Source organism: Roseomonas sp. GC11, assembly GCF_024437745.1.
GTDB lineage: Bacteria > Pseudomonadota > Alphaproteobacteria > Acetobacterales > Acetobacteraceae > Pseudoroseomonas.
In genome coordinates this window covers 1-13,749 of the sequence record NZ_JANFNY010000025.1, presented here as the reverse complement: position 1 = coordinate 13,749, position 13,749 = coordinate 1, and the positions used below count along the sequence as shown (strand labels likewise).

Sequence of the window (13,749 nt, the reverse complement as noted above, 5' to 3'; positions counted from 1 at the left end):
CTCTGGAGTGAGGCGGGACGCTGGACGGGAAAAATTACTGCCTGGGGCCGACTTCGCGGATCAGGTCGCGCACCCGGGCGGCGGCGGCGGGGCCCTTGAGGGCTTGGCGCCATGCCGTCTCGGCGACGCGCTGATGCACCGTCACCGCTTCATCGGCGGCGGTGATGGTGCCGACGCCCACGGCGGCGCTGGCCGTCAGGTCGGGCGGGAAGGGAGAGGTGCAGACATGCGCCCGCTCCCGCCCGCGCAGCACCAGGAAATTGCCCGCCGGCTCACCGGCCAGCAGGCCGATCTGCAGGCCGATCGGCACGCTCTCCATCAGGCTGGCGATGCTCTCCGCCTCCGCCCGCGCGGCGAGGCGGCAGCGTGTGCGCGTGCGCTCCGACACCGCCAGCCCGCCCGCCACGCCCTCAGTCAGGAAGCGGCGCAGCGAGGCCTCGGAGAGCATCGAGATGATGCTGGCCCGGCGGGACTGGTGCAGCTTCTTGCGCGCGGTCAGCAGGCCCATGGCCTGGTCGGCGGCGGCGCGGGCGGCCACCCGCTCCGGCGCCGCATCCGCGGCCTCGGCCCAGGCCTCGGCCAGGGCGCCATCGAAGGCTTCCGTGGAGGTCTGGTAGCAGACGGCCCCACCCACCTGGAGGATCTGGTCCGACTGCTCCTCCACCTGCCGCAACCGCTCCTGGAAAGCGATCGGGCGGGAGAAATACTCCACGCCGATCCCCAGCAGGGAGAGGGGGGAGATCTTCAACAGCTCGGCCAGCCTTCGGATGGTGTCGAGCTTGATGACCTCGCCCTTCTCGTAGCGGTAGAGAGCGGCGCGAGAGACACCGAGCCGGGCCGCGATCTCCTCGGCGCGCAGACCGGACTCGAGACGGTAGGCCCGCAGTTGCTGGCCGATATCGGCGAAACGCATGATACCTCTTGTCGATATCAACCGAGGAAGGACCGCATGGGGAATGAATCTCGCCCCATGTGGCTTATGCATGAAAATGCGGTCAGCGGCGGGCAATAGCAATCGGAGAATTGGTTGCAGTGCAAATACGATCTCCTGGTGCGCGGAGACCGCCGCTTTGTCTCTTTGTCATGCCGGTGCGTATCAGGCAACGCGGTGGGCGGCCATCGCTTCCAGGGCTTGTACGAGTCCGGAATGATCCCACCCCCCGCCACCGGCCGCGACACAGGCGGAAAACAATTGCTGCGTCGCGGCGGTGTTCGGCAGCGACACCCCCAGTTCGCGCGCTGATTGAAGGGCCAGGTTGAGGTCCTTCTGGTGCAGGGCGATGCGGAATCCGGGGTTGAAGCTGCGGGTGATCATCCGTTCCCCATGCAGTTCAAGGATGCGTGAGGTGGCGAGCCCCCCCATCAGCGCCTGCCGCACCTTGGCCGGGTCCGCCCCCGCCTTGCTGGCGAAGACCAGGGCCTCGCCCACCGCCTCGATGGTCAGGGCGACGACGATCTGGTTGGCCACCTTGCAGGTCTGCCCCGCGCCATTGGCCTCGCCCACCAGGGTGATGTTCTTGCCCATGGCCTGGAAGAGGGGCAGGGCCCGCTCGAAGGCCGCCTGCGGGCCGCCCACCATGATGGTCAGCGTCGCCTGCTTCGCGCCCACCTCGCCGCCGGAGACGGGGGCGTCGAGGTAGTCGCAGCCCAGGGCGTTGATGCGGGCGGCGAAGTCCTTGGTGGCGGTCGGGCTGATCGAGCTCATGTCGATCACCAGCTTGCCGGGGGCGAGGCCCGCCGCCACGCCGCGCGGGCCGAAGAGGACGGCCTCCACATCCGGCGTGTCCGGCACCATCAGGATGATGGCTTCGGCCGTGGCGGCGATGGCGGCGGCATCGGGCAGCACGGTGGCCACGGCGCGCACCTCCTGCGGCAGGCTGGCGCGCTCCGGCACGAGGATCCGGTGCCCCGCCTGTTGCAGGTGCAGCGCCATCGGGCGCCCCATGATGCCGAGGCCGATGAAGCCGATATCCATGGCGGGTTTCCTTCCTCCGTGCGGGGGCCTCGCCCCCTTGCCGGCACGCTAGAGGCCTGACCGGGAAGCGCAAGAGGGGTTGTCCGACAAGTCCTCGTCCCGCCGGGGAGCAAGGCGGGGCCGGGGTGGCGGTGCTGGCGGAGCGGCCCCGGCTCGGGCACAGTCGGGGGATGCAATCTTCTCCCCCCTCCGACCAGGGGCTGCGCCCGGCCCGCCTGCTGGGCCTTGCGGCTCTCGCGGCCTTGCTGGCCGGCTGCCTGATGGTGCTGCGGCCTTTTCTCTCCGCCCTGCTCTGGGCGGCGATCCTGGCCTTCTGCACCTGGCCCGCCTACCGCGCCCTGCGCGACCGGCTGCGCCTTTCCCCCACCTGGGCGGCGCTGCTCATGGTGACGCTGGAGATGCTGCTGATCGGCCTGCCGCTGCTCTTCGCCACGCCGATCCGCGCCGAGGATGTGGAAGGGCTGCGCCGCAGCGTGGAGACGCTGATCTCCTCCGGCCTGCCCGGGCTGGGGGACCGGCTGGCGCGGATTCCCTGGGTGGGCGAGTTCCTGCGTGAGCGCTGGGCTGCCCTGCAATTCGACTTCTCTCCGGTGACGGAGCTGCTCCAGCCCTATGCCGGGATGATCGCGCAGCAGGCGCTGGGGGTGTTGCTGGCGGTGCTGTCGGGCATTGCGGAGCTGGTGCTGGCCATCCTGCTCTCCTTCTTCTTCTACCGCGACGGCCCGCGCCTGGCGGCGGGGCTGGAGGCGCTGGTGGTGCGCATCGCCGGGGCTCAGGCGCGGCGGCTGGTGCAGCTCACCGGCAATGTGACCACGGGCGTGGTCTATGGCCTCCTGGGCACCGCCGTGGCGCAGGGCGTGCTGACGGGCTTCGGCCTGTGGATTTCCGGCGTGCCGCAGCCGGTGCTGCTCGGGGTGGTGGCCGGCATCATCTCGGTGCTGCCGGTGGGGGCGCCGCTGGTCTGGCTGCCGGCCTCGCTCTGGCTGTTCAGCCAGGACTCCACGGGCTGGGGTATTTTCCTGCTGATCTATGGCGCGGGCGGCATCAGCAGCGTGGACAATGTGATCCGCCCCTGGCTGATCAGCCGCGGCGCGGACCTGCCCCTGCTGCTGACCATCCTGGGCGCCTTGGGCGGGGTCTTCGCCTTTGGCTTCCTGGGCCTGTTCCTGGGGCCGGTGCTGCTGGCGGTGGGCTTCACCCTGCTGCGCGACTGGGCGGAGGAGGAGGGCCAGACCCTGCGCTGATTCCTGGCATCCCATTTGGGCGCCCCACCGGGAAGCAGGGCGCCAGCGGACAAAGTCTTTTTGCTTCTTTTTCTTCAGAAAAAGAAGATTTCTTTCAGCCCCTTACCGCCCCACCGCATAGCCCTGCATGCCGCGTGGATTGGCCCCGGCGAAGATCTGCCCATCGGCTTCCTGCCGCACGGCGGAGAGCCGCCCTTCCGACCAGTCCCCGCCCATCTCGGCCTGATGCCCGCGCGCCTGGAGCGCGGCGAGCACCTCCGCCCCATAGCGCCCCTCCAGCACGACCTTCCCCGGCCGGGCGACGCGCGGCCAGAAGCTGGAGGGCCAGTGCTCGGTATGGAAGGCGGGGGCGTCGATCGCCTGCTGGATGTTCAGCCCGTGGTTCAGCATGCGCAGCAGCATGATGGGCTGCCACTGGTCCTGCTGCTCACCGCCCGGGGTGCCGAAGGCCATCCAGGGCTTGCCCTCGCGCAGCGCCATGCCGGGCGAGAGGGTGGTGCGCGGCCGCTTGCCCGGCCGCAGCCCGTTGGGCAGGCTTTCCTCCAGCCAGAACATCTGCCCGCGCGTGCCGAGGCAGAAGCCCAGCTCCGGAATGGCCGGCGAGGATTGCAGCCAGCCGCCCGAGGGCGTGGCGGAGACCATGTTGCCCCAGCGGTCGATCACATCGACATGGCAGGTATCGGCCCCCGAGACGCCGAGGCGCGAGACCGTCGGCTCCCCCGCACCGGCGGCGGCGCCGAGCAGGGCCAGGCGCCCTTCCGCCGCGTGGTCCACCCAGCCGGCATGGCCGGGGATGCTGCCCGGGCGCAGCGCCAGCGAGGCCTCGGCCCCGATCAGCCCGCGGCGCTCGGCATTATAGGCCTCGGAGAGCAGGGTCTCCATCGGCACATCGCTGAAATCCGGGTCGCCATAGAAGGCCTCGCGGTCGGCGAAGGCGAGCTTCATGGCCTCCACCACATGGTGGACAAAATCGGCGCCCAGCGGGTCCATGGCGGCGAGGTCGAAGCCCGCCAGCAGGGCCAGGGTCTGCAGCATGGCCGGGCCCTGGCTCCAGGGGCCGCATTTCAGGATGGTGGTGCCGCGATACTCATAGGCCAGCGGTGCCTCCACCGGGGCGCGCCAGCGCGCCATGTCCTGCCCCGTCAGCACGCCGTGATGGGCGCGGCCGGAGGCATCCAGCATCGCGTTCCCGCGGCAGAAGCGGTCCACCGCCTCGGCCACGAAGCCCTCATACCAGGCGCGGCGGGCGGCATCGATCTGCGCCACGCGGTCCCCGCCGGCGGCCTCCGCCTCGCGCACCACGCGGGCATAGGTGGCGGCCAGGGCGGGGTTGGCCCAGAGCTTGCCCGCGCGCGGCCCGCCATCGCGCAGCCACAGCGCGGCGGAGGTCGGCCAGGCCTGTTCAAACAGCGGGCGGACGCTCTCCACCGTCGCCGCGATGCGCGGCACGGAGTGGATGCCGCGGTTGGCGTAGCCGATGGCGAAGTCCAGCACCTCGGCCAGGGTCCATGTGCCCCAGTCGCGCAGCATGGTGGCCCAGGCGTCGAAGGCGCCGGGGACCATGGCGGCCAGCAGGCCGGTGCCCGGGATCAGGTCCAGCCCCAGCTCCCCCTTCACCTTGGCCACGCTCAGTCCGGCCGGGGCCGGGCCCTGGCCGCAGATGACATGCTGCCGCCCCGCCTTCGCGTCGTGGATGATGATGGGGCAATCGCCCAGCGGGCCGTTCAGGTGCGGCTCGGCCACCTGCAGGGTGAAGCCGGCGGCGGCGGCGGCGTCGAAGGCATTGCCGCCGCGCTCCAGCACGGCCATGCCAACCTGGCTGGCGATCCAGTGGGTGCTGCCGACGGCGCCAAAGGTGGCGGCGATCTCCGGGCGGGTTGTGAACATTCCATGGCTCCTGGGCGGGGCGACTTGCCGCCGGGTCTCTGCGCGCCGAAAAGGCGCGGGTCAACCGGGAGAGGAATCCGCGCATGGCCGGCAGGCTGGTGACGGTGGTGGGCGCCTCGGGCGCCGGCAAGGACACGCTGATGGGCGCGGCGCGCGCGGCCCTGGCCGGGGATGCGCGCTTCGTCTTCGCCCGGCGCGTGATCACCCGCCCCGCCGAGACCAACCTCCACCCCGGTATCGAGGAGCACATCCCGATGACCGAGGCCGAATTCGCCGCCGCGCGCGAGTCGGGCGCCTTCGCCCTGCACTGGCCGGCGCATGGGCTGCATTACGGCATTCCGCGCGGCATCGAGGCGGATCTGGCGGCGGGGCGCGTCGTGGTGGCCAATCTCTCCCGCGCCGTGCTGGCCGAGGCGGCGGCGCGCTACCCGTTGCGTGTGCTGCTGGTGACAGCCCCGCGTGAGGTGCTGGCGGCCCGCCTCGCCGCGCGCGGGCGGGAGAGCGTGGCGGAGATCGCGCTCCGCCTCAGCCGGGAGGCGCCACTGCCGGAGGGGCTGGATGTGGTGGAGGTAGCCAATGACAGCACGGCCGAGGAAGGCGCGGCGCGGCTGCTCGCGGCGCTGCGAGGGTAGGTTATTGAATTTTATTTTCTTTTTCTGAAGAAAAAGAAACAAAAAGACTTTTTCAGTTTGGCGTCCCGCCTCAGGCCTGAAGCGGGACGCCAACTGGAAAAAGGTTTTTGGTTCTTTTTTTAAAAAGAACGGGCTTTAGCCCAGAAGTCTCAGGCGCTCGGCAATCAGGAAGGGCGCCCCAGGCCCGGCCTGGGTGAACAGGCACAATTCCCGCACGAAGCGCGGCTGCGCGGCGATCGCGGCCAGCGCCGCCTCCGCCGCCGGGCGCACAATTGCGGCTTCCTCCGCCGTGAGGCGGCGCGAGAGCGTCAGGTGGAAGCGCCAGGACTCGAACACATGCGGGTAGCCCCAGGCCGCCAGATAGCCGCGCTCGCGCTCCGGCAGGCGTTCCGGGCGGCGGCGGGCGATCTCGGCTTCCGTCGCCGGCGCCCGGTGCGGCTCCAGGCCGCGCACGCAGTCATCGGCGAAGGCGTGCAGTTCCGGGCAGGGCGCGCTCTCGCGCAGCGCCAGGAAGCCATCCAGCTCGGCCACCTCCAGCGGCGGCAGGGCGAAGGGGCGGGTGCGCGCGGCCAGTTCCTTCGCCGCCTCGCGCGCCGCCGCATAGGCGGTGGCGAGGCGGAAGGGCGGCTTCAGCGTGGCGTGGAAGCCATAGCCCCGCGCATCGGCGGTGATCTCGGCGATGTCCAGGCCGGGCAGCGGCGCCTGGGGCAGGGGGGCGCCGGTCTCGGCATCCCGCCCCAGCCAGCGGGAGGCCGCGGCGTGCAGCGGGTCCGTGACCTCCGGTGCCCAGTAGAGGGCGAGGCGGGCGCTCATGCCACCCGCTCACCCGCGCGCCAGACGGCCCGCACCACGGGAATCGCGCCCAGGCTGCGGATGCGCACCAGATCGCCGCGCAGGCCGGGGGCGATGCGGCCACGGTCGGCCATGCCGAGCATGTCGGCCGGGGCGGCGGTGATGGTGGCCACCGCCGCGGGCAGGGAGAGGCCATTCTCCGCCACGCTGCGCCAGACCGCCTCGATCATCGCCGGCGGCACATAGTCGCTGGCGAAGACATCCACGAGGCCCTCCCGCACCAGATCGGCCGCCGCGACATTGCCGGAATGGCTGCCGCCGCGCACGATGTTGGGCGCGCCGGCGATGATGCGCATGCCATGCCGCCGCGCCGCCTGCGCCGCCGGCATGGAGACGGGGAATTCCGAGATCAGCACGCCATCGGCGGCATTCTCGGCGATCTCGTCCTCATGCCAGTCGTCATGGCTGGCCAGCGCCACCCCGCGCCCGGCGAAGAGGTCGAGCAGGGCGCGGCGCTGCGGGCCGCGCAGCCGGGCGCGCTGCTCGGCCAGTTCGCGGATGCGGCGGTCCACCTCCTCCACCGCCTTGCCGCCGCGCAGGCGCATCTGGCGGTAGCGCTCGATATCGGCGTATTGGCCACCGCCCGGGGTATGGTCCATCAGGCTGACCATGCGCACCGCCGGGTGCGCCGCCACCGGCTCCACCAGCGGCATCAGGTCGGCGGCGGGAAGCTCGCAGCGCAGATGCAGGTAGTGCTCGCTCTTCAGCAGCCCGGTCGGCACCAGCGCGTCAAGATCAGCCACGCCGTCGAGGAAGGTCTGCGTCCGCTCGGCATCGAAGCCGAGATCGCCGAGGCAGAGCGCATCCAGCACGGTGGTGACGCCCGCCGCCGCCGTCTGCGCGTCATGCGAGAGGAAGGCGGAGCGGGAGGGCCAGCGCGCCAGGCTGCGCGGCTGCACCTGGCGTTCCAGATTGTCGGTATGGACGTCGATGACGCCGGGGATCAGGTGGTCCCCCTCCAGGTCGAGCGCGCCGGGGGCGTGGCTGCGGCCGGGCTGCATCTCGGCGATGCGGCCCTCCCGCAGCACCAGCGTGCCGGGCTCCACCCGGTCGGGCAGCACCAGCAGGGCATTGGTCAGGATGGTCTCGGCGGTCATGCGGCGTCCTGGATGGGCAACACTTCAAAAAGACGGTCGGCGACGCGGTCGCGCACTTCCAGGTCGTGGAAAATGCCGATGATCGCGGCGCCGGCCTGCTTCGCCTCGGCGATCAGCCGGATCACCACCGCGCGGTTGGCGGCATCCAGGCTGGCGGTCGGCTCGTCGAGCAGGAGGACAGGGTAGAACGGGGCGAAGCCGCGCGCGAGGTTCACCCGCTGCTGTTCGCCGCCGGAGAAGGTGGCGGGCGGCAGGCCATGCAGCCGCTCCGGCAGGTTGAGGCGCAGCAGCAGGGCGCGCGCGCGCTCCCGCGCCGCCGCGCGGTCCATGCCGCGCGCCACCAGCGGCTCCGCCACGATGTCGAGGGCGGGCACGCGCGGGATGACGCGCAGGAACTGCGAGACATAGCCCAGGCTGTCGCGCCGGATGGCCCGCATCTGCCGCGCATCGGCGGTGGTGAGCTCCACCGCCGCGCCCTGGTGGCGGAGGAAGATGCGCCCCGTGCCGGCGCCGTAATTGCCGTAGAGGCAGCGCATCAGCGTGGACTTGCCGGCGCCCGAGGGGCCGGCCAGGGCGACGCATTCCCCCGGGGCCACCGCCAGCGCGACATCGCGCAGCACGGGGATGCGGGCGCCGCCCTGCAGGTGCAGGACGAAATCCTTGCCGAGGTCTTCGGTCCAGAGAAGCGCGGTCATGCGGCCAGCACCGAGGCGACGAGGAGTTGCGTATAGGGGTGCTGCGGGTCGTCCAGCACCCGGTCGGTCAGGCCATGCTCGACCACCTGGCCGTGGCGCATCACCAGGATGCGGTGGGCCAGCAGCCGGGCGGCGGCGATGTCATGCGTCACCAGCAGCACGGCGAGGCCGAGATCGGCCACCAGCGCGCGGATCAGGTCGAGCAGCCGCGCCTGGACGGAGACATCGAGGCCCCCCGTCGGCTCGTCCATGAAGACAAGACGCGGGCGGGTGACCAGGGTGCGGGCGATCTGCAGGCGCTGCTGCATGCCGCCCGAGAAGGTGCGCGGCAGGTGGTCGATGCGCGCCGGGTCGATTTCCACGCGCGCCAGCCACTCCGCCGCCTCGGCGCGGATCCCGCCATAGTGGCGGGCGCCGATTGCCATCAGCCGCTCCCCCACATTGCCGCCGGCGGAGACGCCCATGCGGAGGCCATCCCGCGCATGCTGGTGGACGAAGCCCCAGTCCGTGCGCATCAGCCGGCGCAGCGCGGCCTCGCCCATGCCGTGCACCGGATGCGCCGTGCCATCCGGCGCGCGGTAGGTGACGGTGCCGCCCTCGGGTCGCATCTGGCCGGAGAGCACGCGCAGCAGGGTGGATTTGCCCGAGCCGGACTCGCCCACGATGGCGACGACCTCGCCCGGGTGGATATCGACCGCCACATCATCCAGCGCGCGCACGGCGCCGAAGGCGAGGCGCAGGCCGGAGGCTTCCAGCAGGGGGGCGCTCATGCCGCCTGTTCCTTCGTGTTGGCCTGCCGCTCCTCGCAGTAATCGGTGTCCGAGCAGACGAACATCCGGCCGCCGCGGTCATCCGTCACCACCTCGTCCAGATAGGAGGTGGTGGAGCCGCAGAGGGCGCAGCAGCCCTCGGCGCGGTGCGGGCGGAAGGGGTGGTCCTCGAAATCCAGGCTGCGCACGGCGGTATAGGGCGGCACGGCGTAGATCTTCTTCTCGCGCCCGGCGCCGAAGAGCTGGAGCGCCGCCATCCGGTGCATCTTCGGGTTGTCGAAGGCAGGGATGGGGGAGGGCGACATCAGATAGCGTTCCTCCACCATCACCGGGTAGCTGTAGGCGGCGCTGACATGGCCGTGGCGGGCGATGTCCTCGTAGAGCTTCACATGCATCAGCCCGTAATCGGCCAGGGCGTGCATGCGCTTCGTCTCCGCCAGCCGCGGCTCCAGCTTGAACAGCGGCTCCGGCATCGGCACCTGGTAGACCAGGATCTGCCGCTCGGTCAGCGGCTGCTCGGGGATGCGGTGGCGCGTCTGGATGATGCTGGCCTCCGGCGTGCGGGTGGTGGTGGCCACCCCCGCCACGCGGTGGAAGAAGCGGCGGATGGAGACGGCGTTGGTGGTGTCGTCCGCGCCCTGGTCGATCACCTTCAGCACGTCGCGCGGGCCGAGGATGGCGGCAGTGACCTGGATGCCGCCGGTGCCCCAGCCATAGGGCAGCGGCATCTCCCGCGCGCCGAAGGGCACCTGGTGGCCGGGGATAGCCACCGCCTTCAGCAGGGTGCGGCGGATCATCCGCTTCGTGTTCTCGTCCAGATAGGCGAAGTTGTAGCCGGGATCCTGGCTCATTCGGCCATCTCCTCTGCGCGGCCCGCCCCGATGCTGTCCTGGGTGCTGCCCTGGCCGGTATCCCCGGCGATGTGGGCGGTGGCGGTCGCGCGCATGCGGCGCACCACCTCCAGCTCGCTCTGGAAATCGACGTAGTGGGGCAGCTTCAGATGCTCGACGAAGCCGGTGGCCTCGACATTGTCGGAATGCATCAGGACGAATTCCTCGTCCTGCGCCGGGGCCACGCGGTCCTCGCCCAGTTCCCCGGCCATCAGGGCGCGGTCCACCAGGGCCATGGCCATCGCCTTGCGCTCGCCACCCCCCAGCACCAGCCCGTAGCCGCGGGTGAATTGCGGCGGCTCGCGCTTCGAGCCGTGGAACTGGTTCACCATCTGGCACTCGGTCACCAGGATGTCGCCCAGCTCGATCTCGAAGCCGAGTTCCGGCGGGGTGAGGCAGACCGCCACATGCCCCTGCCGGATCTCACCGACGAAGGGGTGGGCATTGCCGTAGCCGCGCTGCGTCGAATAGCCGAGGCCGAGCAGGAAACCCTCATCGCCGCGCGCGAGGTTCTGCAGCCGGGCCGGGCGGCTGGCGGGGAAGGCCAGGGGCTGGCGCGTCAGGTCGGCGGGCCCGGCCTCGCTGGCCGGCTCGCGCGCCATCAGCCCCTCGCGCGCCAGCAATTCGGTCACATGCGGCGCGGGCTCCTGCGGCGCGGCGGCCTCGGGGGCGGGGGGCGGCACCTCGCCGCGCGCGGCCAGGGCGAAGTCGAGCAGGCGGTGGGTATAGTCATAGGTCGGCCCCAGCACCTGCCCGCCCGGCAGGTCCTTGTAGGTGGCCGAGACGCGGCGGCGCAGGCGCATCGCCGCCGTCGCCAGCGGCGCGGCATGGCCGAAGCGGGGCAGGGTGGTGCGGTAGGCGCGCAGCAGGAAGGCGGCCTCGATCAGGTCGCCCTGCGCCTGCTTGATGGCCAGGGCGGCGAGGCCCCGGTCATGGCAGGCGCCTTCCGCCATCACGCGGTCCACGGCGAGGCCCAGCTGCTGCTCGATCTGCGCCACCTCCAGCTCGGCCAGGGCGGCCTCGCCCCGGCGCGTCTCGGCGAGCCAGGCATGGGCGTTGGCGATCGCCTGCTCGCCCCCTTTGACGGCGACATAGGCCATGGCTCAGCCCTCCGTGACGCGGGTGGTGCGGGGCAGGGCGGCGAGGCGCGTGCCGGCGCAGAGGATGAGGTCGAGCCCGCGCGGAAAGAGCGGCCGCAGCCGCGCCCGCGCCGCCCAGAAGCCGGCGGGCAGGCCGCTGACGCGCAGTTCGTGCCGCTGGGCGATGCCCGGCCCCTCCAGGATGAGGCCGGGCGCCGCCTCCAGCGCCGCCACCTGGAGGATGAGGGTGGCGCCGGCCTGCGGCTCCTCCTCGCTGCCGAGCTCGAGGGTTTCCAGCGCGGGCGGCGCGCCGGTGGCCAGCAGGAAGGCGGCCTCTTCCGGCGCCGCCACCAGCGGGCAGCCGGCATGGAAGCGCAGCCATTCCGCCACCCCGGCGCCGGCATCCTGCCAGAGCGGGGTTTCGGCATCGGCCAGGGTCAGCAGCACGGCGGCGGTGGCGGGGTGCAGCCCCTCGGGCGGGGTGAGGCCCCCGCCCGCCTCCTGGGTGCCCGCCTCCTGGATGCGGCCGGGGCGGCTCATTGCCTCCAGCACGGCACGGAAGCAGGACTGTGATTCCTTCACGGGGTCGGTGAAGCCGGGGCGGATCATCGCATGGTCGCCATGGTGAAGAATTGCACGCGGGTGGCGGCGGCCTTGCGGGCGGTTTCGGCGCGGGCGGCCTCCTGGGCGGCGGCCAGCGGTTCGACCACCATGGCCAGCAGGGCCGGGCGGCGCGCGGGGTCCTGCAGCGCGGCATCGAGCAGGGCGGCGAGTTCGGCCTGGGCGGCGTCGCGCCCGGCCACATAGGCATGGCCCACCTGGCCCTCGGGCAGGGTGACGGCACAGCGCGTCACCGTCATCTCGGAGAGGTTGAAGGGCGCGCCATCGCCGCCGGCGCGGCCGCGCAACATCACCAGCCCGGTTTCCGGGCCACGCAGGCGGGTATGGGGCGGCAGGGGCGGGGCTTCGGCCAGGCGGGTGCGGAGGGCCTCCGCGCTGGCGCGGGCCAGGATGCCCATCCAGCGGCGGCGGTCATCATGCGGGGCGTGGGACACGGGAGCCTTTGGCGTTGTTGAGACGTCTAGACAACTAGATGTCCGTCCGGTTAGCGTCAACGCGAAATTGCCATGACCTCCGAGGCCCGGGCTTGAAGTTTCCATGACGCTGCCACCCCGTACCGAACCCACCGATGCGTCCCCTCTTGAGGCGACTCCATTGGAGAGATCGCTGGCGCGCGGCGAGGGCGTCGCCCTCTGGCGCCAGATCGCCCAGGCGCTGGAGCAGGCCATCGCCCGTGGCGAGCATCCGCCGGGCAGCCGCCTGCCCACCGAGGCCGCGCTCTCCGCCCGGCATGGCGTCAACCGCCACACGGTGCGGCGGGCGCTCGATTCCCTGGCGCTGCGCGGGCTGATCCGCATCGAGCAGGGGCGCGGCTCCTTCGTGGCGGAGGATGTGGTGGATTACCGCCTCAGCCCGCGCACCCGCTTTTCCGAGCTGATCCGCGCGCAGAACCGCGAGCCGGAGGGGCGCATCCTGTGGCTGCGCGAGGTGCCGGCGGAGCCGGTGGTGGCGGAGGCACTGCGCCTGCGCCCCGGCCGCCCGGTGCTGGCGGTGGAGCGGCTGGGCCTGGCCGATGGCCGCCCGGTGGTGCTGGGCCGCCACCACTTCCTGCTGCCCCGCTTCGCTGAACTGAAAAAAATCCTGGCGGGGACGGGCTCGATCACCGAGGGGCTGACCCGCTGCGGCGTGCCCGATTACCGCCGCGCCTGGACGCGGCTGACCGCCACCCTGCCGGATGCGGAAGAGGCGGAACTGCTCCAGCAGGCCCGCACCCGCCCGGTGATGTGCGCCGAGGCCCTGACGGTGGACCCCGAAGGCCGGCCGATCGACTTCACCCTGTCGCGCTACGCCGCCGGGCGCGTGCAGATCGTCATCGAGGGCGGCACGCAGGACGGACAACAGGCATGACGGCGTGGATCATCACGGGCGGCGAGGTGCTGCGCGCGGGGCGGATGCAGGCGGGCGCGCTGGCGCTGGCGGAGGGCGTGGTGGCCACCGCCGCGCCGGAGGGGGCGCGCCGCTTCGACGCCGCGGGGCTGCTGGTGCTGCCCGGTATTGTGGACATCCATGGCGATGCGCATGAGCGGCAGTTCCAGCCGCGCCCCGGCATTGGCATCCCGCCCGCCCAGGCGCTGCGCGATTCCGAGGCGCAGATCCTCGCCGCCGGCATCACCACGGCCTTTCTGGGGGTGACGCTGTCCTGGGAGCCGGGGCTGCGCTCGCTCCAGGCCTGGAGGGTGCTGCTGGCGGCGCTGGCGGAGACGGAAGGCCGGCGCGCCGCCGATCTGCGGGTGCATCTGCGCTTCGAGGCCGACAATCTGGACGCGCTCGAGGATGCGCTGGCCGATATCGCCGCCGGCCGGGTGCATCTGCTGGCCTTCAACGACCATACCCCCGGCATTCTGCGCAAGCTGGACCGCGAGGCGGCGGCGGCGAAGTATGCCGAGCGCGCGGGCGTGGGCATCGCGGCCTTCCGTGCCCTGGCCGAGGCGGTGGCGGCGCGGCGGGGGGAGGTGCCGGCGGCGCGGGCGCGCCTGGCCGCCGCCGCGCGGGCCCCCGGGGGGGCCA

At 72.0% G+C, this 13,749-nt stretch carries 14 protein-coding genes and 1 pseudogene; 4 read left to right on the top strand and 11 right to left on the bottom strand.

Features of this window, described 5'->3' with window-relative positions:
- Positions 1-34: 34 nt before the first annotated feature.
- Together NON00_RS09925 and NON00_RS09920 are read right to left on the bottom strand one after the other, a co-directional pair.
- On the bottom strand, positions 35-913 hold the full coding sequence (locus tag NON00_RS09925; protein WP_256020186.1) for a helix-turn-helix domain-containing protein: 879 nt from the start codon (positions 911-913) through the stop codon (positions 35-37).
- Positions 914-1,096: 183 nt separating this feature from the next.
- Positions 1,097-1,975: a 2-hydroxy-3-oxopropionate reductase gene (locus NON00_RS09920; RefSeq protein WP_256020184.1), complete on the bottom strand. Its 879-nt coding sequence runs from the start codon at positions 1,973-1,975 to the stop codon at positions 1,097-1,099.
- Positions 1,976-2,145: 170 nt separating this feature from the next.
- Between NON00_RS09920 and NON00_RS09915 the strand changes: the two genes are divergently transcribed.
- Complete coding sequence (locus NON00_RS09915) at positions 2,146-3,219, top strand: AI-2E family transporter (protein ID WP_256020183.1); 1,074 nt, start codon at positions 2,146-2,148, stop codon at positions 3,217-3,219.
- A 102-nt stretch (positions 3,220-3,321) separates the two neighbouring features.
- Here the strand turns inward: NON00_RS09915 and NON00_RS09910 are convergent, their stop codons facing one another.
- On the bottom strand, positions 3,322-5,106 hold the full coding sequence (locus NON00_RS09910) for a gamma-glutamyltransferase family protein (RefSeq protein WP_256020182.1): 1,785 nt from the start codon (positions 5,104-5,106) through the stop codon (positions 3,322-3,324).
- 83 nt (positions 5,107-5,189) lie between these two features.
- Here NON00_RS09910 and phnN point away from each other — a divergent pair, with 83 nt between their 5' ends.
- Positions 5,190-5,738: a phosphonate metabolism protein/1,5-bisphosphokinase (PRPP-forming) PhnN gene (phnN, locus tag NON00_RS09905; protein ID WP_256020181.1), complete on the top strand. Its 549-nt coding sequence runs from the start codon at positions 5,190-5,192 to the stop codon at positions 5,736-5,738.
- 135 nt (positions 5,739-5,873) lie between these two features.
- Here phnN and NON00_RS09900 read toward each other — a convergent pair whose 3' ends face one another.
- The 8 genes from NON00_RS09900 to phnG are packed head-to-tail and all read right to left on the bottom strand — an operon-like array spanning position 5,874 to position 12,176.
- Entirely contained in the window at positions 5,874-6,551 is a 678-nt protein-coding gene (locus tag NON00_RS09900) for a DUF1045 domain-containing protein (RefSeq protein ID WP_256020180.1), read from the bottom strand.
- Positions 6,548-7,687: an alpha-D-ribose 1-methylphosphonate 5-triphosphate diphosphatase gene (locus NON00_RS09895; RefSeq protein ID WP_256020179.1), complete on the bottom strand. Its 1,140-nt coding sequence runs from the start codon at positions 7,685-7,687 to the stop codon at positions 6,548-6,550. Before NON00_RS09895 ends, NON00_RS09900 begins: the two co-directional genes overlap by 4 nt.
- A complete protein-coding gene (gene phnL / locus NON00_RS09890; protein WP_256020178.1) occupies positions 7,684-8,382 on the bottom strand; it encodes a phosphonate C-P lyase system protein PhnL in 699 nt (232 codons plus the stop codon). The genes NON00_RS09895 and phnL overlap by 4 nt, the downstream gene beginning before the upstream one ends.
- Positions 8,379-9,152: a phosphonate C-P lyase system protein PhnK gene (gene phnK, locus NON00_RS09885; protein ID WP_256020177.1), complete on the bottom strand. Its 774-nt coding sequence runs from the start codon at positions 9,150-9,152 to the stop codon at positions 8,379-8,381. Before phnK ends, phnL begins: the two co-directional genes overlap by 4 nt.
- Entirely contained in the window at positions 9,149-10,003 is an 855-nt protein-coding gene (locus NON00_RS09880) for an alpha-D-ribose 1-methylphosphonate 5-phosphate C-P-lyase PhnJ (RefSeq protein ID WP_256020175.1), read from the bottom strand. Before NON00_RS09880 ends, phnK begins: the two co-directional genes overlap by 4 nt.
- Positions 10,000-11,142, bottom strand: coding sequence for a carbon-phosphorus lyase complex subunit PhnI (locus tag NON00_RS09875; protein ID WP_256020174.1), 1,143 nt, complete (start codon positions 11,140-11,142; stop codon positions 10,000-10,002). Before NON00_RS09875 ends, NON00_RS09880 begins: the two co-directional genes overlap by 4 nt.
- Before the next feature lie 3 nt (positions 11,143-11,145).
- The gene (gene phnH, locus NON00_RS09870) at positions 11,146-11,730 is read right to left on the bottom strand and encodes a phosphonate C-P lyase system protein PhnH (RefSeq protein WP_256020172.1); all 585 of its coding nucleotides are present in this window, start codon (positions 11,728-11,730) and stop codon (positions 11,146-11,148) included.
- Positions 11,727-12,176 carry a phosphonate C-P lyase system protein PhnG gene (gene phnG / locus NON00_RS09865; RefSeq protein ID WP_256020171.1) on the bottom strand — a complete coding sequence of 150 codons (450 nt, stop codon included), beginning with the start codon at positions 12,174-12,176 and terminating at the stop codon, positions 11,727-11,729. Before phnG ends, phnH begins: the two co-directional genes overlap by 4 nt.
- Before the next feature lie 160 nt (positions 12,177-12,336).
- Between phnG and phnF the strand changes: the two genes are divergently transcribed.
- On the top strand, positions 12,337-13,089 hold the full coding sequence (gene phnF / locus NON00_RS09860) for a phosphonate metabolism transcriptional regulator PhnF (protein ID WP_256020169.1): 753 nt from the start codon (positions 12,337-12,339) through the stop codon (positions 13,087-13,089).
- Positions 13,086-13,749 (top strand): annotated as a pseudogene (locus NON00_RS09855) (hypothetical protein); the annotation flags it as partial. The gene phnF and the pseudogene NON00_RS09855, both read left to right, overlap by 4 nt.

Bases quoted from the DNA above. Each gene is read 5' to 3' on its own strand.
- NON00_RS09910 (WP_256020182.1), bottom strand. From the start codon at position 5,106: ATGTTCACAACCCGCCCGGAGATCGCCGCCACCTTTGGCGCCGTCGGC.
- phnN (WP_256020181.1), top strand. From the start codon at position 5,190: ATGGCCGGCAGGCTGGTGACGGTGGTGGGCGCCTCGGGCGCCGGCAAG.
- NON00_RS09875 (WP_256020174.1), bottom strand. From the start codon at position 11,142: ATGGCCTATGTCGCCGTCAAAGGGGGCGAGCAGGCGATCGCCAACGCC.
- NON00_RS09920 (WP_256020184.1), bottom strand. From the start codon at position 1,975: ATGGATATCGGCTTCATCGGCCTCGGCATCATGGGGCGCCCGATGGCG.
- NON00_RS09900 (WP_256020180.1), bottom strand. From the start codon at position 6,551: ATGAGCGCCCGCCTCGCCCTCTACTGGGCACCGGAGGTCACGGACCCG.
- phnK (WP_256020177.1), bottom strand. From the start codon at position 9,152: ATGAGCGCCCCCCTGCTGGAAGCCTCCGGCCTGCGCCTCGCCTTCGGC.
- NON00_RS09895 (WP_256020179.1), bottom strand. From the start codon at position 7,687: ATGACCGCCGAGACCATCCTGACCAATGCCCTGCTGGTGCTGCCCGAC.
- phnH (WP_256020172.1), bottom strand. From the start codon at position 11,730: ATGATCCGCCCCGGCTTCACCGACCCCGTGAAGGAATCACAGTCCTGC.
- phnL (WP_256020178.1), bottom strand. From the start codon at position 8,382: ATGACCGCGCTTCTCTGGACCGAAGACCTCGGCAAGGATTTCGTCCTG.
- NON00_RS09925 (WP_256020186.1), bottom strand. From the start codon at position 913: ATGCGTTTCGCCGATATCGGCCAGCAACTGCGGGCCTACCGTCTCGAG.
- NON00_RS09880 (WP_256020175.1), bottom strand. From the start codon at position 10,003: ATGAGCCAGGATCCCGGCTACAACTTCGCCTATCTGGACGAGAACACG.
- NON00_RS09915 (WP_256020183.1), top strand. From the start codon at position 2,146: ATGCAATCTTCTCCCCCCTCCGACCAGGGGCTGCGCCCGGCCCGCCTG.